Source organism: Bacillus spongiae, from assembly GCF_037120725.1.
Lineage (GTDB): Bacteria > Bacillota > Bacilli > Bacillales > Bacillaceae_K > Bacillus_CI > Bacillus_CI spongiae.
On the sequence record NZ_JBBAXC010000027.1, the window covers coordinates 1 to 20825 of the forward strand.

Sequence of the window (20825 nt, forward strand, 5' to 3'; positions counted from 1 at the left end):
TAACCCGAAGGTCGCAGGTTCAAATCCTGCCCCCGCAATACATTGGTCCGGTAGTTCAGTTGGTTAGAATGCCTGCCTGTCACGCAGGAGGTCGCGGGTTCGAGTCCCGTCCGGACCGCCATTTATGAAATTACATTGTGTAGTTTCTTTTTTTATTTCTGAAGAATTTTGATGAATGAGCGAAAATACGTTACACTACATATTAATGATGTTTCCTTAGGATAAGCTTATTCCTAAGGTTTTTTTATAGAGATTAAAGGAGAAAACGAATGAATACATATGAACTTCTCTCGCAAGGTTATGAAGACACGATGAACGTTGCAGAAAGACTAGCGAAATGCTTAGAGCCAGGTGACGTATTGACACTTGAAGGTGATTTAGGGGCTGGTAAAACGACCTTTACAAAAGGGCTAGCAAAAGGGCTAGAGATAACAAAAACAGTCAATAGTCCTACCTTTACGATTATTAAAGAATACAAAGGACGTTTACCTTTATACCATATGGATGTTTACAGATTAGAAGACAGTTTTGAAGATCTAGGCTTTGACGAATATTTTGAAGGCCACGGAGTCACGGTAATTGAGTGGGCACACTTAATAGAAGATCAGCTACCAAATAATCGACTAGATATTTCAATCTTTCATCAAGGTGATTCAAAGCGAAAAATATTTTTTAAACCAAAAGGCGAGCGGTATGAGAACTTATGTAAGGAGATAATGGAATGAATGTATTGGCTATTGATACGTCTAACTATACTCTCGGTGTTTGTTTATTCACAGAAGGAACAATAATGGGAGAATACATGACGAATATAAAAAAGAACCATTCGGTTCGAGCGATGCCAGCGATTGAACAATTATTAAAGGATTGTGATATGACACCACAAGATTTAGATAAAATTATTGTGGCGAAAGGACCAGGGTCTTATACTGGTGTTCGAATAGGTGTAACGATTGCAAAGTCATTGGCTTGGTCTTTAAAGATACCAATTGTGGGTGTTTCTAGTTTGGCAGTGTTGGCATCTAATGGACGCTATTTCGACGGATATATTTGTCCACTATTTGATGCGAGAAGGGGTCAAGTGTATACAGGATTGTATTCTTATCAAAATGGTGACCTTGTTGAGGAAGTGGAAGATTGCAATGTATTAGCAGTAGAGTGGTTTCAAAAGCTTAAGCAAAAGCAAAGGCCGGTTTTATTTGTAGGAAATGATGTTTCGTTACATAAAGAAAATATTGTTTCTTTATTAGGTGACCTTGCTGTCTTTAATAGGGTTACAGAACAAAACCCTCGTCCTTCTGAATTAGGACTACTTGGCCTCTCAAAGGAAGAGGATGACATTCATATGCTGGTTCCGAACTATATTCGTTTAGCAGAAGCTGAAGCGAAATGGTTGGAAGCACAAAAGAATCAATAGAGGTTTATAACATGATACAGAATAAAGACTATCAACTTCGATTAATGAATGTAAATGATGTAAAAAAAGTTATGGAAGTAGAGAAAGCGTCCTTTAGTGTACCTTGGAATGAAGATGCTTTTTATAATGAGCTGAATAAAAACCGATTTGCGCAGTATATGGTCCTTGAGATAGACAACCAAATTATTGGTTACTGTGGAATGTGGCTCATAATTGATGAAGCTCATATTACAAATATCGCCATTCTTCCATCCTATCGAGGCCTACGTCTAGGGGAAGGTTTAATGAGATATGTGATGAAATATGCTGTGGAGAAGGGTGCTACTTCGATGACGCTTGAGGTTCGTTTAAGTAATGAGACTGCACAGTCTCTCTATCGAAAATTAGGATTTCAAAATGGAGGTATCCGAAAAAATTATTATCGTGATAATCAAGAGGATGCCCTAGTAATGTGGGTGAAATTAGATGAATAAAGATGTTTATGTATTAGGAATTGAAACAAGTTGTGATGAAACGGCTGCTGCTATTATAAAGAATGGTAACGAAATTATAGCAAATGTTGTCGCATCACAAATAAAAAGTCATAGGCGATTTGGCGGTGTGGTCCCTGAAATTGCTTCAAGACATCATGTTGAACAAATTACCTTAGTTTTAGAAGAAACGTTAGAACAAGCGGATTTATCCTTTAAAGATATTGATGCCATTGCCGTTACCGAAGGACCAGGATTGGTAGGAGCATTGTTAATAGGAGTAAATGCAGCAAAAGCCATCGCTTTTGCTCACGGGATTCCAATTATAGGTGTCCACCATATTGCTGGCCATATCTATGCAAATCGATTAGTAAAGGAAATGCATTTCCCATTGCTATCTCTTGTTGTATCAGGTGGCCATACGGAGCTTGTTTTAATGAAGGGGCATGGTGAATTTGAGGTGATTGGTGAAACGAGAGATGATGCAGCTGGGGAAGCATATGACAAAGTAGCGCGAACATTGGCGTTACCATATCCAGGTGGACCGCACATTGATCGGTTAGCACATGATGGGTCACCCAATATTGAATTGCCACGTGCATGGCTAGAAACGGGTTCTTATGATTTTAGCTTTAGTGGCTTAAAGTCAGCTGTTATTAATACGCTTCATAATGCGAAGCAAAGGGGAGAGGACATTTTACCCGAAGATTTAGCAGCAAGCTTTCAACAAAGTGTTATCGATGTCTTAGTTGGAAAAACGATGAGAGCAGCGGAGGAATATAAGGTAAAACAGGTTTTATTAGCTGGTGGGGTAGCAGCCAATAAAGGCTTGAGAAATCGTTTGAATGAATCTTTTCAACAGCTACCAGATATAGACCTCGTCATTCCACCATTATCACTTTGTACAGATAATGCAGCTATGATAGCCGCAGCAGGTACAGTTATGTATGAACAAGGAAAAAGAGGGAATATGAAAATGAATGGAAATCCAGGATTAGAGCTTTAAGGGTTATCTAACAAGCGTTAAAATAAAAAGAAGCAGATGAAAACGAATTGTTTTCTCTGCTTCTTTTTTGAAGTAAACAATTCTAAAGTCAGGTTCGTGCAATGTCCCATGTTGATCCCTCTCAACGTGGGTTTACGGAAGGCAGCCCTTCTTGGTAAGATCAAACAGGCTTTTTTTCAATTGTCTCTTTTAAGAGCTCTGTGCCGTTATGGCAAAAGGGCCCTCCATTGAATGTAGTGGTTATGTTTGCTTTTGCACACGTCTCCATCATGGGTATTATTCAATCATTTTCCTCCACTTGAACAACGCGATTAGCTAAACTCTTCTTGGTCCATTCTTTGCGTATAGAGTGCTTTTTATTTAGAGGTAGAATACCACCTATGCTACATAATTTCTGACATTTGTAAAAGGATACCTCGTATTTTTTTCCCCTTTTCTGTTAATCCGTATTCGATATGCTGCGGAGCAGACTCTTTAATGACATTTCTGAACACAATATCATACTTCATTAATTGTTTTAGCGTAGTAGATAAGCTTTGCTTATTTGTATCGGGTAATCTTCTTAATAAATCACTAAATCTGTGATTTTCTTCAAGAGCTAATATTAAAACGGGAGTATATCTTCCGTCGATTGATATAAGTATTTTTTCTAACTTACTTAGTTGCTCACACGTTTTTTTTCTTGAGATCGCCATAATTTAGCCTCCTTGTAAGGTCAAAAATATTTGACGTATTTACTCTATATTATTCACTACTTATAATTTACTGTAGAAGGATTGAAAAAACAATTCTTTTAACTAGTAGAGAATGGTACCATCTCTTACTTTTAAACAGGTCGGTTCTATTGCATGCTGGAACATGATCTGAATAATAAGAAAAGAATGAACTCCATAAATACAGGCGTTAAAAATCCAATTAAGAGAGGACTATAAAGATGCTAAATTTTTCAGATGCATTATATTTTCGTCATGCTACTCGACATTTCGATGTAAACAAGGAGATCCCTGAGAATGATTTAAAGTTTATTTTAGATAGCGCACTAAAAGCCCCATCTTCTTTAAATCTGGAGCATTGGGAATACGTTGTTGTTCAAGATAAAAGTATGAAATCACAGCTTAAAGAAGCATCGTTTAACCAGCAACAAGTTGAGGACGCGAGTGCGGTTGTTGTCATATTAGCGAAAAAAGACACATTATTAGATCCTAACTCTCCAGAAGTAAAAAAACTAATTAGTGAGAGAATTCCAGAGAATGGAATTCCTATCGCCGTTAATTTCTTGCAGTCATTCCCTAATAGCGAAGCCTTTACAGCATGGTCGAAATCCCAATGCTATATTACTGCCTCTTTCTTAATGATGGCTGCTGCAACGCTTGAAATCGATTCATGTCCAATGGAAGGATTTATGAATGACGATGTACTAAAATTATTAAACTATTCGTCTGATGAATATGAGGTTGCATTAGTGGTTCCATTAGGCTATCGAAAAGAACCAACTACACCGGAAAAGGTAAGAGCTTCCCTTGAAGAGAAAGTTACATTTGTATAAGCTTTGTTAACTATTCCTATAACGGTTAATAATATCAGTAGCAAGGGGCATTCCAATTGGTCAATTTCTGACGGTTGGATGCTCTTTTTTTCTGCAGAAAATAATCGTTAACCACTATTGTAAACGATAAAGAGGGTTTTTTAGGCACTGGCTTGAATAAGTTAGGGAGGTTCTTTATACATAATAAAAAGAATATATTTTGAAAGGGAAAGTGAAGATATGAATGAAGTATATACCTATTTTGGGTTAGATTCCACAATAACGTCTATTTATAAGTATTCGCCAGTATTTAAGATAAAACAGGGTGGCCGAGATACGATTGTCAAAAAAACAAAAAAAGATCGAAGTAAGGTTGAACGCCTTTTTACATGGACAGAACAATTAGAAGACAGTGGCATTGGAGTAGTAAGGCCAATTTTATTTAAAGACCAACTTTATCATGAAGTGAATGATCAGAATTGGGTTGTCTACCCATTTATAAATGGACGAAAATATGATGCAAGTCTAAAGGATATTTATGATGCAGGCAGCATGCTCGGAAAGATCCATGCTGTTTCCTCAAACAAAAGTGTTTTCGACCATGGTTTTAATTGGGAACAATACGATGAAGGCTTTATTAATGATGTGAAGAGCGATATTAATCACCTACTGGATCAATATAAAGATAATGTTCATATTCAAGCATTTAAACAATTATCTAAAGAGATAAAGCGATTATTGGAAAATTCATTTGAAAATCTAAAGGATATTACTATTCCGTATGTTGATGCATCGTGGGACTATAAAGCGAATAACCTCATCTATTCAGAGGAAGGCTTGGTGTTAATTGACCCTGATAATGCAGGAAGTATTCCACGGATTTTTGATTTGGCGTTAGCCCTGATACTATTCCATACTGAAATAGATACTGCACCAGAGAGAATGTTTACCGTTGAGGAATGGGAGGAATTTAAGTCTGGTTATCTATGTCATGTATCCTTAACTGAAACGGAAAAAGAAGTATGGAATGAACTTCTAATCTTTGTCTATATGGATGAAGCGTTGTGGGCAATGAATGATTTAGATGAATCAGAATCGGAGCATCAGAAGTCTTTTATTAAATCTCTATTAGGTTTTGAACCAACTAAATATACATTGTAGCTCATCATCGAGATGAGAAGTGAAGGATTAGGGTGATACTTTCACCCCTTCTTTGTTATTTGAGGGTTTGATCCATTTTATCGTAGAATTATTTTTTTCTAAAAACCTTTTTACTGGTAGAGAATAGGCTAAAGAGTCATCTTTTCTTTATGAAACAAAAGTATAGGTAGCGATTAATGGAGTAACTCATTCAGAATAATTGGAAGAGGTCGGTTGATCTTCTAAATTTGGATGTAAATACATTTCTACTTGTGGATTAATTGTGGAAAACTCAACGTTTTTATACACCTCGAATCAATTGAGTGTCGGGTTGTTGGGTTTTTTTTCTATGTTCAATTTTATTATATCACTATTTAAGTATCATTTTAAGGCTTTAAATAATCTACCCGACTGGTAAAATCATAATTACCATTTATAGGAGGGAAAATAATGGATTATCTAGTAAAGCCAAGAGAAGGTTATTCTTCTACAATTGGAGAACTCATCACAATGCTGGAGCATACTAGGGAAACAACTATTAGTGAAATTGCAGAACTTCGTCAGTCAGAATTAGATTATTTATATGAGGAAGATGCAAACAGTATTGGGGCTTTATTGCTTCATATTGCTTCCATTGAAGCTGTTCACCAAGTTATTTCATTTGAAGGAAGAGATTTTAACGAAGCGGAATTATCGAAATGGAAACATGCTTTGGAGTTAGGAGAAAATGCGAGGGCTAACATAAAAAATAACTCAATTGACTATTATTTAGCAGCGTTATCAACTGTAAGAGAAAGAACACTAAACTTGTTTAAGACGAAGTCAGATGATTGGTTATATGAAGAAAGAACATGGTCTAATGGTATCCCACACAATCTTTATTATTTATGGTATCACGTAATGGAAGATGAGATTAGTCACCGTGGACAAATTAGAATGATTAGACGTAAGCTCTCTACAAATCAGGAAGCTCTTAAATTATAGAAGTAAAATATTAGGAAGAGAAGGTGAAGAGATTAAAAAGTTATCCACTAGAACGTTTGTTTTGTACACAATCTGTTGATAAGTTGTGGATATCCATGTATAATTTGTGAGCAATCAAAAATAATAACGCTTCCATTTTGAATAAAAATGTGGAAAACTAAGAATAATTATGTGGATAATGTGGAAAAACTCTGTGAGTATTAATGTAGTAGGGTCGTAAATGTGTATAACATTGTGGAAATTATATTAAAAAAACATCCCCTGCAAAAAGGCAGGGGATGGAAGTTATGTTTGTAGTAATTCCCATTCTTCTAAAAGCTCGTCATAAGTTTCTTTCGCTGCCTCTACTTCATCATGAAGTCTTTTCATTGTTTCTACATCTTGAAAATGGGTCGTATCAAATAATTGTGCTTCTTTTTCCGTAATGTCTGACTCTAGCTTTTCAATATTTTCTTCAATTTCTTGAATTCTTCTCGCGCGTTGGCGTTCAAGTTTTTTTGCTTCCTTATCAATACGATGACTTCCTTTTGCTGTTTGTGAAGAGGAGGTTGCTATTTCTTCTCGTTCTTTTTCTTCTAATAAAGCGAGCTCTTCTACTTCTTGCTTTTTCTCAACAAAATAATCATAATCTCCTAAATACTCTTTTGTTTCACTACTGGATAGTTCAACGATTTTAGTTGCGATTCGATTGATAAAATAACGGTCATGTGAGACGAAAAGGATGGTTCCTGGGTAATCAATCAGTGCGTTTTCAAGAACCTCTTTACTATCTAAATCTAAATGGTTCGTTGGTTCGTCAAGAATCAGAACATTTGGTTTTTCCATCATGAGCTTTGCAAGGGCAAGCCGTGCTTTTTCTCCGCCACTAAGTGAATGAACGGGCTTTAAAACATCGTCTCCTGAAAAAAGGAAATTGCCTAAAACAGTGCGAATTTCTTTTTCGGGCTTCAATAAATACTCATCCCATAACTCATGAAGGACCGTTTTATTGGACGATAATTCTGCCTGCTCTTGATCGTAGTAGCCAATCATTACGTTCGTCCCAAACTGAAAGCTTCCTGATAGAGAAGGCAGTTTATTGACAAGCGTTTTTATTAACGTTGATTTTCCTACTCCATTTGGACCTACTAATGCAATGCTATCTCCTTTTGATAAATGGAAATTCAAGTGAGAGGATAATGGTGTGCTTTCATAACCGATAGTAAGGTCATCCACTTTAAGAACATCATTCCCACTAGGTCGCTCAATGCCAAAGGAGAAATGAGCAGATTTCTCAGAACTTAACGGTTGAGACATGAGGTCCATCTTTTCAAGCTTTTTTCGTCTGCTTTGTGCCATTTTGGTTGTAGAGGCGCGAGCTAGATTGCGTTGAATATAATCTTGCAGTTTGGCTACTTCCGCTTGTTGACGTTCAAATTGTTTACTTTCACGTTCATAGTCTTCGGCTTTTTTATTTAAATAATCGCTATAGTTACCGTGGTATTTCTTCGTATTTTTTCTTGAAATTTCATAGACTTTCGTAACAACTTTATCTAGGAAATAGCGGTCATGGGAAACAATGAGAATGCTACCTGGGTATCCTTGTAAAAATTGCTCAAGCCAGGAAAGTGTTTCAATATCCAGGTGGTTTGTCGGTTCGTCTAGAATAAGGAGGTCAGGCTTTGTTAAAAGTAACTTAGCCAGTGCTAGCCTTGTCTTTTGTCCTCCACTTAAAGTGGAAATTTTCGTTGAATAGTCAAAGTCCGCGAAATTTAGTCCATGAAGAATGGTCCGAATATCCGATTCGTATTGGTACCCACCTATGTCTTTAAATTTCACAGTAAGGAGATCATATTCTTGAACGATTCTCTCATATCGTTCTGTGTCATCGTATACTTCAGGAGATGCCATGCTGTGTTCTAGTTTGCGTATTTTTCCTTCAAGTTGGCGAACATGGTCAAAGGCGGAAAGCATCTCTTCCCAAATAGATAAATTGGATTCAAGTCCTGTATGCTGCGCCAAATACCCCATTGTTACATGTTTCGGTTTAATGATTTCACCTGAATCATAAGATAGCTGATTGGAGATAATTTTTAATAGAGTCGATTTTCCCGCTCCATTACGACCAACTAATGCAATTCGATCGTTTGATTTTATTTCTAATTTTATATTCGATAAAATAAGTTCAGCACCAAAATGCTTTGTCACATTATTTACTTGTAATAAAATCATGATTTCACCTCATTTATACTATTAGTGTATCGTATTTAAAAGCAAATGAGCAATAGCATAACTTGTGAAGTAGGTAACAGACAGAAATAGAAAAATGGTGTATGATATGAAGAGAAGAGTATCTCGATCGTTTGTCTATATAAAAAATAATGAAAGTGACAAAATGGAAGCGCTAACAGAATTCAAAAACAAGTAAAGCCACAAGAGCTGTTCTATTTAGATGATATACAGTGGTGAAAGAGATGGCGGGGGGATAAAAAATGAATCAAGACACAATGAAAATACCGCAAGCTACAGCAAAACGCTTGCCGCTATATTATCGCTTTATTCAAAATTTACATTCATCGGGGAAACAACGAGTTTCCTCAAAAGAATTAAGCGAAGCAGTAAAAGTAGATTCAGCAACCATTCGACGGGATTTCTCTTATTTTGGAGCACTCGGAAAAAAGGGCTATGGTTATAATGTCAATTACCTATTAAGTTTCTTTAGTAAAACATTAAGCCAGGATGAGGTCACAAAGGTAGGTTTAATAGGGGTTGGTAATTTAGGAACAGCTTTCCTTCATTATAATTTCTTGAAAAATAATAATACTAAAATTGAGGTAGCCTTTGATGTTAACCCAGAAAAGGTAGGGATGGAATTTGGTGAAGTGCCTGTCTTCCCTCTCGCTCAATTAGAAGAAAAACTTCTTGAAGGGAATATAGAAGTGGTCATATTAACCGTTCCAGCTCCAGTAGCACAAAGCATTACCGATCGGTTAGTCAACGCGAATGTGAAGGGGATTTTAAACTTTACACCAGCGCGCTTAAATGTTCCTGCTTCTATTCGTATCCATCATATTGATTTAGCAGTCGAGCTGCAGTCACTTGTCTATTTCTTAAAAAATTATTCAAATGATGACACGGAAACGTCACAAGAAGGTCTATAAGAAATTAGGATTTAACGGTATAATGGTGTAATATATTACTGAGGAGGTGTAGCGTAATGCCAGGTCCAGGTAGTCTTGTAGCAATCGTCGTAGTTGCATTATTAATTTTCGGTCCGAAAAAATTGCCCGAGCTAGGGAAAGCAATGGGAAATACGTTGCGCGAATTCAAAAATGCCACTAAAGGCTTAGCGGATGAAGATGAAAAAAAAGATGTTAAGTAAATGCTAGGTGAAGAATCATGAGTCAAAATCAAATGACTGTTTATGAACATATAGATGAATTAAGAAAACGACTTCTCATCGTGGTCGTTTTCTTACTGTTTGCCATTGTGATAAGTTTTTTTCTTGCTGAACCACTCATTCGCTTTTTACAAAATGCCGATGAAGCAAAGGAACTAACGATGAATGCATTTCGTCTGACGGATCCATTGAAAATCTATGTTCAAGTAATCTTATTTTTATCCTTACTAATGACACTGCCTGTGATTCTTTATCAGGTGTGGTCTTTTGTATCTCCAGGATTATATGAAAAAGAAAAACGTGTGACGTTAAGCTACATCCCGATCGTAATGTTATTGTTTGTTGGTGGGCTTTCTTTTTCCTATTTTATTCTGTTCCCATTCGTGGTAGATTTTATGCTGAATTTATCTACCAATCTTGAAATTGAACAAGAAATCGGTATTAATGAGTATTTTGAATTCTTATTTCAAATGACCATCCCGTTCGGTTTCTTATTTCAGCTACCCGTTATCATGCTATTTTTGACAAGACTTGGTATCATTACGCCAATGCTTATGTCCAAAATGAGGGTATATGCGTATTTCATTTTGTTTATTATTGCAGCGATGATTACGCCACCTGACCTTATGTCCCACTTACTCGTAACGGTCCCACTATTCATTTTGTACGAGATTAGTCTGTGGATTTGTAAGATAGGCTATCGAAAGGTATTAATTGCTGAGCAAAAAAGAGAAATGGAAGAATAATTTATAAGTTTTATACAGAAGCCACCTATTATCTGTCGATAATAGGCGGCTTTTTTTGTTTGATTGATAAGTTTCCTTTCGTTTATTCATAATAGATAGTAGTGAATGACGAGGAATAAAGATTGTTGAGTTTTACCAGTAGCCTTAAGAAAATCTTAAGAAAATATGTAAATAAATGATAAGTTTTTTCTAGTACACTAAAGCTAAAGAGAAATCGTTCAGGAAAGAAGGCGGATCAATGGATAACTATTTTGTCTTAGTGGTGGATGATGAAAAAGAAATTCGGGACGCGATTGAAATTTATTTAAGGAACGAAGGCGTGACCGTTTTAAAGGCAAAAGATGGTGTAGAAGCCTTAGAAATGATTAATGAACATCCCATCCATCTGATTATATTAGATATTATGATGCCAAGACTTGATGGCATTTCAGCGACTTATAAAATCCGTGAAGAGAAAAACATACCAATTATCATGTTAAGTGCTAAGAGTGAGGATACGGATAAAATTTTGGGTTTACAAGTGGGAGCAGATGATTATATTACAAAACCGTTCAACCCTATGGAGCTTGTTGCTCGCGTGAAGTCTCAATTAAGAAGGTATGTTAATTTTGGGTCTATTGAGGGGAAAAACGATGTGATTGATTTACATGGATTGACCTTGGAGCAATCAGCCAAACAAGTGACAGTGCATGGAGAGCCTGTCAGGCTTACGCCAATTGAATATAAAATTGTTAACTTATTAATGACGAATGCTGGCAGGGTGTTTTCAGTCAATGAAATTTATGAACGGGTATGGGATGAACCTTACTATAATGCAGAAAATACAGTAGCCGTTCATATAAGAAAAATTCGCGAAAAAATTGAAATTGACCCGAAAAATCCAAGGTATTTAAAGGTGGTGTGGGGGATTGGATACAAAATGGAAAAATAGATGGGTGCTAGGAATATGGTTAATTCTGCTTACTTTTGGGTTCAGTGGACTCGTCCTATTTAAAATGAATGGCCTTTTTTACACTAAAAGTGATTATTCGGAAACCTATGCTTTTAAGGATCAATACTTTCTTTTTATTCAGGATTTAGAAGAGAATGAGTTAAATGGTTTCACTTTAGAAGAAGCCAAAACATTAATTAGCTTACCAGATATTCACAGTAGTGAATATGGGTTTATTGATACGAGCGGCATTGAAATCGAGAGAATTAAAGAAGAGTATGAATATGCACTTAATAGTGCAATCGATACAGGAAACTTAGAGGAAGTTGAATCCCTTATCGTAGAAAGAAATGAAAAAATTGAGGAAATAAAGAAAAGTGCTCAAAGTCTTCAAAGTGATGAGTATGTGATGCAAGAAATTTTGAAAGAAAGAGAACAACAAATAGAAGATTATTATAAAGAGAGTGAAATTAAATCTTCCTTTTTTAAGGAACAAAAAAATGACTTTCTTTACCATTTTATAAATCAAACAAACGGAGAGATTTACACAAATATACCAAATTTAAAAGGTGAAGTAGAAAATTATTTTAACGAAAATAACATGGTGTATGTAGCCGAAGAATCAATTCCAATTGGAAGAGATCTGCTGAATCGATTTGGGTGGATCGATATTCCCCCTGAGCTGTCAGGAATGATAGATGGTTGGATCGCTGTTCCAACGTCTTCAACTAATGCTATAGCACAAGAGTTTGAAAAATATGAACAGGAACAAATAGTATTTATCCTCTATGTTCTTATAAGTATAGTTGCTCTTATTTTATGCTTTTTTATTGGGAGAAAATCGAAGAGCATTCATACTTTTATGGAAAAATGGAGCGCGTTTTTATATAAGCTACCCGTTGATGTCAGAATAAGTACGTTCCTTATAGTTGTCTTATTAGGTTTGACGTTTTCTAATCACCCAAGGGAATATATATGGATACCATGGCTGCGATTTTGGTATAGAGATTATGCTTTTATTGACCTAATTATGCTTTCGCTTATCGTAGCGGTTGTATGGCTCCTACTGTTTTTATATGGAAAATCCATTTTAACTAACATAAAAAAAGGCAGGAAAATTAAGCAGGAGTGGAGTAAATCACTGCTTTATAAATTATTCACTAATGTTGAAAAAATGGTGAATCGAAGTTTCCGTTTTCTAGTAGTCCTATTAATCGCTATCATTGTTGGTTTATGCATTGCCAGTTTGGTAACTGCTTTAAATCCAAATGTGGTATATTATTCGAATTATTATTTAGTAATATTAGAATTTTTTATAATTCTTCTCGTGGTAATTGGAATTCCTGTAATAATTATTTTAGTCAGAAGAAGTAGATATTTAAACAATATTATAGAAAAAACAAATGAACTAGTCGCAGGTGAACGCGGAGAAGAGTTACCTACAGTAGGTGATCATTCGTTGGTCATACTTGCAGGTAATATTAACAAGCTTGAAGAAGGAGTAAAACTATCCCTAAATGAACAAGCAAAAAGTGAGCGCCTAAAAACGGAGCTAATTACGAATGTCAGTCATGATCTACGTACACCCCTTACGTCCATTATTACGTACACCGAATTACTGAAAGTAAAGGGTGCATCCAATGAGGAGAAGGAAGCGTACCTTGACATTATTGATCGGAAATCAAAACGGTTAAAGCTGCTCATTGATGATTTATTTGAAGTATCAAAAATGGCCAGTGGGAATATGGAACTAACGAAGCACAGGGTAGACCTCGTCCAGCTGTTGCAGCAGGCTTTAGCGGAACATGATAATGCAATTAATGATTCAAGTCTGCAGTTTCGCATAACGAATCCTAAAGAGCCTGTACTTGCGATTGTAGATGGTCAAAAACTGTGGCGCGTTTTTGATAATTTAATTGGAAATACTCTAAAATATGCACTCGAGAACTCGCGCGTTTATATCGATATTTCAATGATGAAGAATCGAGCATTGATTACGTTTAAAAATGTTTCAAAATATGAACTAAGTCAAAATACAGATGAACTGTTTGAAAGGTTTAAAAGAGGAGATGCATCACGTCATACGGAAGGGTCTGGACTTGGCCTTGCGATAGCGAAATCAATTGTTGATCTTCATGGTGGGGAAATGGATATTGAAGCTGACGGAGACTTATTTAAAATAAGGATCTCATTGAAGATAAATGAGGACATTGAAACGGTGGAATAGGAGGAGGATGTAGTGAGTAAATTTGATTTTTCAGAGGCGTACAGCTTGTTTTATAAACGATTATTTCATATAAGCTATTCCATTACTCGGGATAAATACCTTGCAGAGGATGTCGTACATGAAACGTTTATAAAAGCGATCGCAAAAGCTGAAACTGTCAAAGATGAGAGGAAATTGGGTGCGTGGCTTTGTGCCATTGCATCCCGAACGGCCATCGATTTTATTCGAAAAGAAAAGAAGTATAAAGGGATGCAGGTGGGACCAGAGGCCTTTGAAAGTTTCGAGACAGCCACTACGCAAAATGTTGAGGAAGAAGTAGAGTTTGCTTTGTTGGAGGAGGAAGTTGTAAGTGCGATAAAAAGGTTGAATGGACGGTATCAAGATGTACTGATGCTTAAACTTCGTCCAGGTCTACAGGAACAGGAAATTGCGAAAGTACTCGCTATCAATTCTAATACTGTAAAAACAAGAATTTATCGAGGACGAAGACAATTAAAACAAGTATTTCAGGGAAGCACAGCTTAATGAATAATATAAGAAAAGGATAATTAGTGATTTTTGACACTAACTACCCTCTAAGGTTGGACCATATGAAGAAATGGTCTATTTTTTTTGCATTTTTTTTAATTTAAAATGAATATTGAACATACGTAGTCCTGATCTAAAATCAATTGTCGCAAAAAAGATAAGGAAGTAGGTAAAAAATCCCCATCCGCTTTCATTGACATTATAAATGGCAAAATACGTAAATAAAATGCCGAGTAAAGTATAGAAGAAGCCTGCAAACAATGGTGATGGTCTCATAATATTTCCTCCATATAAAATAACGTTCACACTGTGGTGAGGACGAAAAACAAGCTACATGATTAGTTGAAGTAATGTGATGGCTTGTTCTTTAAAACTTATACGATCATTTGCCGTAAATTGAATGATCGCCACAAGTGTATTCATGCCAACATGGGCAATGATTGGAACTACAATTCTTTTCGTATGAACATATAAAAAGGCGAAGGTAAAGCCCATCGTCGTATATAAAATAAGATGGGATAACTCTTGATGTGCTAGTCCGAAAAGAATGGAACTAATGAATGACGCAGCAAAGAATGGCATTCGTTTATAGAGTGCCCCAAAAAGAATTTGTCGAAAGATAATTTCTTCTAAAATAGGACCAGCAATCGATGAAGCAAAAAGTGCAATCGGTACAAAAGCAATCATTTTCATGGCTGTTTCTGTATTTTCCGAGCCTGGTTCGATACCGATGCCTGTTTCAATCGAAATGGCAATGACTTGAGCAATAAAGGCAAGAATAATTCCACCAAATGCCCAAGACAGGGATGAAGGTAGACCCATTGGTTCTCCTAGCATTTTATTTCTTTCGCTTTTTCTTAGCATAAAAAGAACAATTATCAGTGTCAGTGAAAAGCTAATAAACAACCAATAGCCTGCAGCTATATAGAGCATGTCTTCTTTGTTTTGTACATCAAAGCTTGTGAGTCCTAACTGGTAAATAAGCGGGACGGCAATCGGTCCTGAAAGTTGCATGAGTAAATAAATAATTAAAATATAGCCATCACGTTTATTCATTGTGTGATCTCCTTTGAAAACGTTTAATTAAGTATTCATTCTACTAATAAATCGGTTATGGTTCAAATTGAATGCCTTCTCGACACTTACTGAGAGGGTGTTGTAGACGTATGCAGAAATATTGTCGAAGTATTTTTAGGAAAAATTTAACGCAGGATGCTTGCAAAAGGAAGGCGAATTCTTTATTATATTAATTGTGTTAGCACTCGTATAAGGTGAGTGCTAATAATGAACTTTACATATATTTATTGAGGAGGTTGTTTCAGTTGTTAAAACCACTAGGTGATCGCGTTGTAATTGAGCTAGTTGAATCAGAAGAAAAAACGGCTAGCGGAATTGTTTTACCAGACTCTGCGAAAGAAAAACCACAAGAAGGTGTTATTGTCGCAGTAGGAGCAGGTCGCGTACTTGACAGCGGTGAGCGTGTAGCTCCAGAGGTAGCGGTAGGTGAGCGCATTCTCTTCTCAAAATACTCTGGTACAGAAGTGAAGTACGATGGTTCAGAATACCTTGTTCTTCGTGAAAGTGACATTTTAGCTATTCTTAGCAAATAATGAATCGTTTATCACATACAAAAGATTAAAAATTTGAGGAGGTCTTTTTAGTATGGCTAAAGAAATTAAATTTAGTGAAGAAGCACGTCGTTCTATGCTACGCGGTGTAGACCAACTTGCTGATGCAGTAAAAGTAACACTTGGACCAAAAGGACGCAACGTCGTTCTTGAGAAAAAATTCGGTTCTCCCCTTATCACTAACGATGGTGTGACAATTGCAAAGGAAATCGAATTAGAAGATGCATTCGAAAACATGGGTGCTAAGCTAGTTGCAGAAGTAGCAAGCAAAACAAATGAAATTGCTGGGGACGGAACAACGACTGCTACCGTTCTTGCACAAGCAATGATTCGCGAAGGTCTTAAAAACGTAACAGCTGGTGCAAACCCTGTTGGCGTACGTAAAGGAATCGAAAAGGCAACACAAACGGCTATCGCTGAACTAAAAACAATCTCAAAGCCAATCGAAGGCAAAGAGTCTATTACTCAAGTTGCGGCAATCTCTGCTGCGGATGATGAAGTAGGTCAATTGATTGCTGAAGCAATGGAGCGCGTTGGAAACGACGGTGTTATCACAATTGAAGAATCAAAAGGCTTCTCTACAGAACTTGACGTTGTGGAAGGAATGCAATTCGATCGTGGCTATGCATCTCCATACATGGTGACTGATTCTGATAAAATGGAAGCAGTTTTAGAAAATCCATATATTTTAATCACAGACAAAAAGATCACGAACATTCAAGAAATCCTTCCTGTCCTTGAGCAAGTTGTTCAACAAGGAAAGCCATTACTTCTTGTTGCGGAAGACGTTGAAGGTGAAGCGTTAGCTACATTAGTAGTGAACAAGCTTCGTGGAACATTCAATGCGGTAGCTGTAAAAGCTCCAGGATTCGGTGACCGTCGTAAAGCAATGCTTGAAGACCTTGCTATCCTAACAGGTGGAGAAGTGATTACAGAAGACCTAGGTCTTGACTTGAAAACAACTTCTCTTGACTCACTGGGACGTGCAGCGAAAATCGTTGTAACAAAAGAAAATACAACAGTTGTCGAAGGCGCTGGTGAAACGGATAAGATTGCCGCTCGTGTTAATCAAATCCGTGCTCAACTAGACGAAACGACTTCTGAGTTCGATAAAGAAAAATTACAAGAGCGTCTTGCTAAATTAGCTGGTGGTGTTGCGGTTGTTAAAGTTGGTGCTGCAACAGAAACTGAGCTAAAAGAGCGCAAGCTTCGTATCGAAGACGCATTAAACTCTACGCGTGCAGCTGTAGAAGAAGGTATCGTATCTGGTGGTGGTACAGCACTAGTAAACGTATACAAAAAAGTAGAAGAAATCAAAGCTGAAGGTGACGAAGCAACGGGTATCAACATCGTTCTACGTGCGCTTGAAGAGCCAATTCGTCAAATCGCAGTGAATGCTGGATTAGAAGGCTCAATCATCGTTGACCGCCTAAAACGCGAAAAAGTTGGCGTTGGCTTCAACGCTGCAGCTGGCGAGTGGGTAAACATGGTTGAAGCTGGAATCGTAGACCCAACAAAAGTTACTCGTTCAGCATTACAAAACGCAGCATCTGTTGCAGCAATGTTCTTAACAACAGAAGCTGTTGTAGCTGACCTACCAGAAGAAGCTGGTGCAGCACCTGCAATGCCTGATATGGGCGGCATGGGCGGCATGGGTGGAATGGGCGGCATGATGTAATATGCCGACCGTTTCACTCTTGTGAAGCAGTCACAATGTCAATAAATTTGTAATACATTAACCACTTCTCAATCATCATCGGGAGGTGGTTTTTTGTAGTTGAAATTTGCTTTTCATGATTTTTGTAGGGCAGACGTTTTTAAACACAACAAAAAACATAAGGAAGCATAAAAAAATGATTCCGGAAATCAATCAGATAAATTTGAACTTTTGCATGCTTTCTACATTTTTTAGCCTTAGTAAATAATAAATGTACCTTTCATCTCCTTTTCAGGAGCTCTAGACCATAAAACTCAGTAGATTCTTTGAGCAATGCAAAAAGACAACCGATAACAAATTCGCTTGCCTTTAAGGAGTTTGAACTATTTGTATAGGTTGATCAACTATTTTTGATTGTAATACTGATAGACTTTGGTATATTTTTATCATTGCGCATATTCTAAAACGGCTGGATACGTTAAACGCGTTGCACTCCAACTACTGTTTCCACATGAAGTAACAAAAATTATAATGAAAAGTATAAATAATACTAATACAATTACAAATCCAGAACTACTGTGTTTGCTCATGTTAACCTCTCCTAGCAATAGGATGTACTATATACTATGTCAGGAAAATCTATTTTGTTTGGACGGATCCATAGATTAAAACCCCACTATAAATAGTGCGGTTTTCGTAAAGAATATAGATATCATCCAATTTACAGACTACCATGTACACTTATTCCTGTATCTAGTCGTTCATATCTTGAACCTCCACTTGCAGCCATTAATATGATAACTAAAAGTATGAATAGTACTAGAACTAAAGCCGTTTCACTACCAGACTTTCCGCTCATGTTAACCCTCCTTTCAATAGGATGTACTATATACTATGACAGGAAAATCTATTTTGTTTGGACGGGTCCGAGGGAAAGGTCTACTATTAGATATGTACCTTAATGAGCGGCATGATGTAATCTGCCGACCGTTTCACTCTTGTGAAGCAGTTCTATGGATAGATAGTTATTAAGAAGAAGGCTACTTCCTAGTTATGGGTGTCCCATAAAAAAGAAAGCCCTTTAAGAGGCTTTCCTAGTGGTCTTAAGCGCATATAGTTGCCAAGATCCTTTGAATATCGTAAATACTGTCATCTTTCCTAAATTGTTTTGAAATGGTTGGTTCCTGAGCACCGGAAATCCAAATTTTTAGTTCAGCATCTAAATCGAAGGTACCAGCAGTTTCTACACTAAAGTGAGAAATGCTTTTATAGGGAACAGAATGATATTCTACTTTTTTACCAGTTAGACCTTGTTTATCTACCAAAAGTAGACGTTTGTCTGTAAAGATTATAAGATCTCTCACTAATTTAAAAGCTGACTCAATTTCCTCGTTACTTGTGAGCAAATCTTTTAGTTCTTCTTTCACTTCTTCTTTTTTAATTGTTGAAGCGTTTCCCATTAGACCACTTAATAATCCCATGCAGATTCCTCCTAAAATTCCAACTTAAATAGATATAAATAAAAAGAGATAGGTTGATAATACTAGTGTTGGAGAAAAAAAGAGGTTTTATTTTCATCTATAATTACTGATCTGTTTCTCTGAAAACAAAGTAGCGCTTTCCTTATTAAGAAGTTTAAATCGAGTTTCTTATAATCCCTTTTATCTTTAAAAGAAAAGGAACAATAGTTACTTCAAAAACTACTTATTTTGAAAAAGTTTCACAAGCTAAGGTTCATAGAAATAGTTTAATTAGCTTTTTGTTACTTATGTATAAGCGAGTCCTACTCTTGTTTTTCCTCAGTCTATCACCAAAACTTATCGAATTTACTCCAACGATTATCTCTCTCCTTATTTTACAATATTGCATGGAAAATAAATACGATAAATGACATATTTTTTCATTGTAGGAACAATATATGATGTTTATGATTTAAGATAAAAGTTTAAAATACTCACAAATACAACCTAGATGGATAAAAAATATTTAGTTATTGCAGGTACACTGACCATAGTTACGAAAAGTAAAAATTGGCATGGTGTGTAAGTCGTCTAATGGAGCCATTTTTGTTGGTGTAGATCCTATCAGAATAAATAAGGATTGAAAGAGAAGAATAAGGTGGATTGTGATATAGTAAACATAAGGATATACATATCAAAATTGAGTGTAGAATAGGAGTGGAAAAATGAACTCACTACAAAAACAAATTGTGGAAGAGATGATGGTTCAGCCTGAGATTGATCCTAAACAAGAGATTCGAAAAAGCGTTGATTTTTTGAAAGCGTACTTGAAGAAAAATGATTTTTTGCGAGGGTTTGTTTTGGGGATTTCTGGTGGGCAAGATTCTACATTGACTGGAAAGCTGGCACAAATGGCGATAGATGAAATGAATGAAGAAAATGGAACAAATGAGTATGTGTTTTATCCAATTCGTTTGCCATATGGTACTCAAGCAGATGAAGAGGATGCTCAACAAGCCATTAAATTTATGAATGCGCGCGAGATGATTACGGTAAATATTCAACCAGCAGTAGAGGCAAGTGTGGAATCTTTACGTCAATCTGGTATTGAGCTATCTGATTTTGTCAAAGGGAATGAAAAAGCACGTGAACGTATGAAGGTACAATATAGTATTGCAGCAATGAAGAAGTGTGTCGTACTAGGAACAGACCACTCTGCTGAAGCGGTCACGGGCTTTTATACGAAATATGGTGATGGCGGCGCAGACTTAGTGCCAATTTTCCGTTTAAATAAGCGACAAGGAAAAATGCTATTAAAGGAACTTGGTGCACCAGAGCAGCTATATTTGAAAAAGCCAACTGCAGATTTGGAAGATAATCGTCCTGGATTACCTGATGAAACTGCATTGAATGTCACATATGATGAAATTGATGATTATTTGGAAGGTAGAGATGTGTCAGAAGCAGCAAGAAAAGTCATTGAGTCTCATTATTTAAAAACGCAGCATAAACGACATTTACCGATTTCAATTTTCGATGATTTTTGGAAGTAGAAAAAGAAGTGGAGTGATGAAATCTCATCACTCACTTCTTTTTTTTGAGCAAGTATATTGCTAGATTTTGCAAGGAAACAAGTTGAATTCAAAATAAATAGCCATTTTACAGATTCACCGTTAATTTAGGCCTATGTAACATAACAATAATAAGTCAAATATTTCAATTTTTAC

23 protein-coding genes and 1 tRNA gene are annotated in these 20825 nt (G+C 36.4%); 17 read left to right on the forward strand and 7 right to left on the reverse strand.

Annotated elements, in window-relative coordinates; all coding sequences use genetic code 11:
* Positions 1-44: 44 nt before the first annotated feature.
* From WAK64_RS20750 to tsaD, 5 genes are all read left to right on the forward strand, one after another.
* Positions 45-121: transfer RNA gene (locus tag WAK64_RS20750), tRNA-Asp, on the forward strand.
* Positions 122-269: 148 nt separating this feature from the next.
* A complete protein-coding gene (gene tsaE / locus WAK64_RS20755) occupies positions 270-725 on the forward strand; it encodes a tRNA (adenosine(37)-N6)-threonylcarbamoyltransferase complex ATPase subunit type 1 TsaE (protein ID WP_336588905.1) in 456 nt (151 codons plus the stop codon).
* Positions 722-1417 (forward strand): tRNA (adenosine(37)-N6)-threonylcarbamoyltransferase complex dimerization subunit type 1 TsaB, encoded by a 696-nt coding sequence (gene tsaB, locus WAK64_RS20760; protein WP_336588906.1) that lies wholly within the window; start codon positions 722-724, stop codon positions 1415-1417. Before tsaE ends, tsaB begins: the two co-directional genes overlap by 4 nt.
* 11 nt (positions 1418-1428) lie before the next feature.
* A complete protein-coding gene (rimI, locus tag WAK64_RS20765; protein WP_336588907.1) occupies positions 1429-1890 on the forward strand; it encodes a ribosomal protein S18-alanine N-acetyltransferase in 462 nt (153 codons plus the stop codon).
* Positions 1883-2893 carry a tRNA (adenosine(37)-N6)-threonylcarbamoyltransferase complex transferase subunit TsaD gene (gene tsaD, locus WAK64_RS20770; protein WP_336588908.1) on the forward strand — a complete coding sequence of 337 codons (1011 nt, stop codon included), beginning with the start codon at positions 1883-1885 and terminating at the stop codon, positions 2891-2893. The genes rimI and tsaD overlap by 8 nt, the downstream gene beginning before the upstream one ends.
* A gap of 383 nt (positions 2894-3276) precedes the next feature.
* On the opposite strand, the gene WAK64_RS20775 is transcribed toward tsaD, so the two are convergent.
* Positions 3277-3588 (reverse strand): winged helix-turn-helix transcriptional regulator, encoded by a 312-nt coding sequence (locus WAK64_RS20775; RefSeq protein ID WP_336588909.1) that lies wholly within the window; start codon positions 3586-3588, stop codon positions 3277-3279.
* Between the two features lie 239 nt (positions 3589-3827).
* Here WAK64_RS20775 and WAK64_RS20780 point away from each other — a divergent pair, with 239 nt between their 5' ends.
* From WAK64_RS20780 to WAK64_RS20790, 3 genes are all read left to right on the forward strand, one after another.
* Positions 3828-4439 (forward strand): NAD(P)H-dependent oxidoreductase, encoded by a 612-nt coding sequence (locus WAK64_RS20780; RefSeq protein ID WP_336588910.1) that lies wholly within the window; start codon positions 3828-3830, stop codon positions 4437-4439.
* A 219-nt stretch (positions 4440-4658) separates the two neighbouring features.
* Complete coding sequence (locus WAK64_RS20785; RefSeq protein ID WP_336588911.1) at positions 4659-5579, forward strand: phosphotransferase enzyme family protein; 921 nt, start codon at positions 4659-4661, stop codon at positions 5577-5579.
* A gap of 426 nt (positions 5580-6005) precedes the next feature.
* Positions 6006-6542, forward strand: a complete 537-nt coding sequence (locus WAK64_RS20790) for a DinB family protein (RefSeq protein WP_336588935.1) — start codon at positions 6006-6008, stop codon at positions 6540-6542.
* Positions 6543-6827: 285 nt separating this feature from the next.
* On the opposite strand, the gene WAK64_RS20795 is transcribed toward WAK64_RS20790, so the two are convergent.
* Positions 6828-8753 (reverse strand): ABC-F family ATP-binding cassette domain-containing protein, encoded by a 1926-nt coding sequence (locus tag WAK64_RS20795; RefSeq protein WP_336588912.1) that lies wholly within the window; start codon positions 8751-8753, stop codon positions 6828-6830.
* A 260-nt stretch (positions 8754-9013) separates the two neighbouring features.
* Here WAK64_RS20795 and WAK64_RS20800 point away from each other — a divergent pair, with 260 nt between their 5' ends.
* From WAK64_RS20800 to WAK64_RS20825, 6 genes are all read left to right on the forward strand, one after another.
* Positions 9014-9682, forward strand: a complete 669-nt coding sequence (locus WAK64_RS20800) for a redox-sensing transcriptional repressor Rex (protein ID WP_336588913.1) — start codon at positions 9014-9016, stop codon at positions 9680-9682.
* Between the two features lie 56 nt (positions 9683-9738).
* Positions 9739-9903 (forward strand): twin-arginine translocase TatA/TatE family subunit, encoded by a 165-nt coding sequence (locus tag WAK64_RS20805; protein WP_336588914.1) that lies wholly within the window; start codon positions 9739-9741, stop codon positions 9901-9903.
* Between the two features lie 17 nt (positions 9904-9920).
* A complete protein-coding gene (gene tatC, locus WAK64_RS20810) occupies positions 9921-10667 on the forward strand; it encodes a twin-arginine translocase subunit TatC (RefSeq protein ID WP_336588915.1) in 747 nt (248 codons plus the stop codon).
* A gap of 238 nt (positions 10668-10905) precedes the next feature.
* Positions 10906-11598, forward strand: a complete 693-nt coding sequence (locus WAK64_RS20815; RefSeq protein ID WP_336588916.1) for a response regulator transcription factor — start codon at positions 10906-10908, stop codon at positions 11596-11598.
* A complete protein-coding gene (locus tag WAK64_RS20820; RefSeq protein WP_336588917.1) occupies positions 11576-13825 on the forward strand; it encodes a sensor histidine kinase in 2250 nt (749 codons plus the stop codon). The genes WAK64_RS20815 and WAK64_RS20820 overlap by 23 nt, the downstream gene beginning before the upstream one ends.
* Positions 13826-13837: 12 nt before the next feature.
* Positions 13838-14350 (forward strand): RNA polymerase sigma factor, encoded by a 513-nt coding sequence (locus tag WAK64_RS20825; RefSeq protein WP_336588918.1) that lies wholly within the window; start codon positions 13838-13840, stop codon positions 14348-14350.
* Positions 14351-14428: 78 nt separating this feature from the next.
* Here WAK64_RS20825 and WAK64_RS20830 read toward each other — a convergent pair whose 3' ends face one another.
* Both WAK64_RS20830 and WAK64_RS20835 read right to left on the reverse strand, forming a co-directional pair.
* Positions 14429-14629 (reverse strand): YdiK family protein, encoded by a 201-nt coding sequence (locus WAK64_RS20830; RefSeq protein WP_336588919.1) that lies wholly within the window; start codon positions 14627-14629, stop codon positions 14429-14431.
* A 54-nt stretch (positions 14630-14683) separates the two neighbouring features.
* The gene (locus WAK64_RS20835; protein ID WP_336588920.1) at positions 14684-15409 is read right to left on the reverse strand and encodes a CPBP family intramembrane glutamic endopeptidase; all 726 of its coding nucleotides are present in this window, start codon (positions 15407-15409) and stop codon (positions 14684-14686) included.
* A 266-nt stretch (positions 15410-15675) separates the two neighbouring features.
* Between WAK64_RS20835 and groES the strand changes: the two genes are divergently transcribed.
* On the forward strand, positions 15676-15963 hold the full coding sequence (gene groES / locus WAK64_RS20840) for a co-chaperone GroES (RefSeq protein ID WP_336588921.1): 288 nt from the start codon (positions 15676-15678) through the stop codon (positions 15961-15963).
* Between the two features lie 52 nt (positions 15964-16015).
* Positions 16016-17659: a chaperonin GroEL gene (gene groL / locus WAK64_RS20845; RefSeq protein WP_336588922.1), complete on the forward strand. Its 1644-nt coding sequence runs from the start codon at positions 16016-16018 to the stop codon at positions 17657-17659.
* A 425-nt stretch (positions 17660-18084) separates the two neighbouring features.
* Here the strand turns inward: groL and WAK64_RS20850 are convergent, their stop codons facing one another.
* From WAK64_RS20850 to WAK64_RS20860, 3 genes are all read right to left on the reverse strand, one after another.
* Positions 18085-18228, reverse strand: coding sequence for a hypothetical protein (locus WAK64_RS20850; RefSeq protein ID WP_336588923.1), 144 nt, complete (start codon positions 18226-18228; stop codon positions 18085-18087).
* Between the two features lie 131 nt (positions 18229-18359).
* A complete protein-coding gene (locus WAK64_RS20855; RefSeq protein ID WP_336588924.1) occupies positions 18360-18497 on the reverse strand; it encodes a hypothetical protein in 138 nt (45 codons plus the stop codon).
* A gap of 244 nt (positions 18498-18741) precedes the next feature.
* Positions 18742-19119, reverse strand: a complete 378-nt coding sequence (locus WAK64_RS20860; RefSeq protein WP_336588925.1) for a PH domain-containing protein — start codon at positions 19117-19119, stop codon at positions 18742-18744.
* A gap of 704 nt (positions 19120-19823) precedes the next feature.
* Here WAK64_RS20860 and nadE point away from each other — a divergent pair.
* Entirely contained in the window at positions 19824-20651 is an 828-nt protein-coding gene (gene nadE, locus WAK64_RS20865) for an ammonia-dependent NAD(+) synthetase (protein WP_336588926.1), read from the forward strand.
* Positions 20652-20825 lie beyond the last annotated feature (174 nt).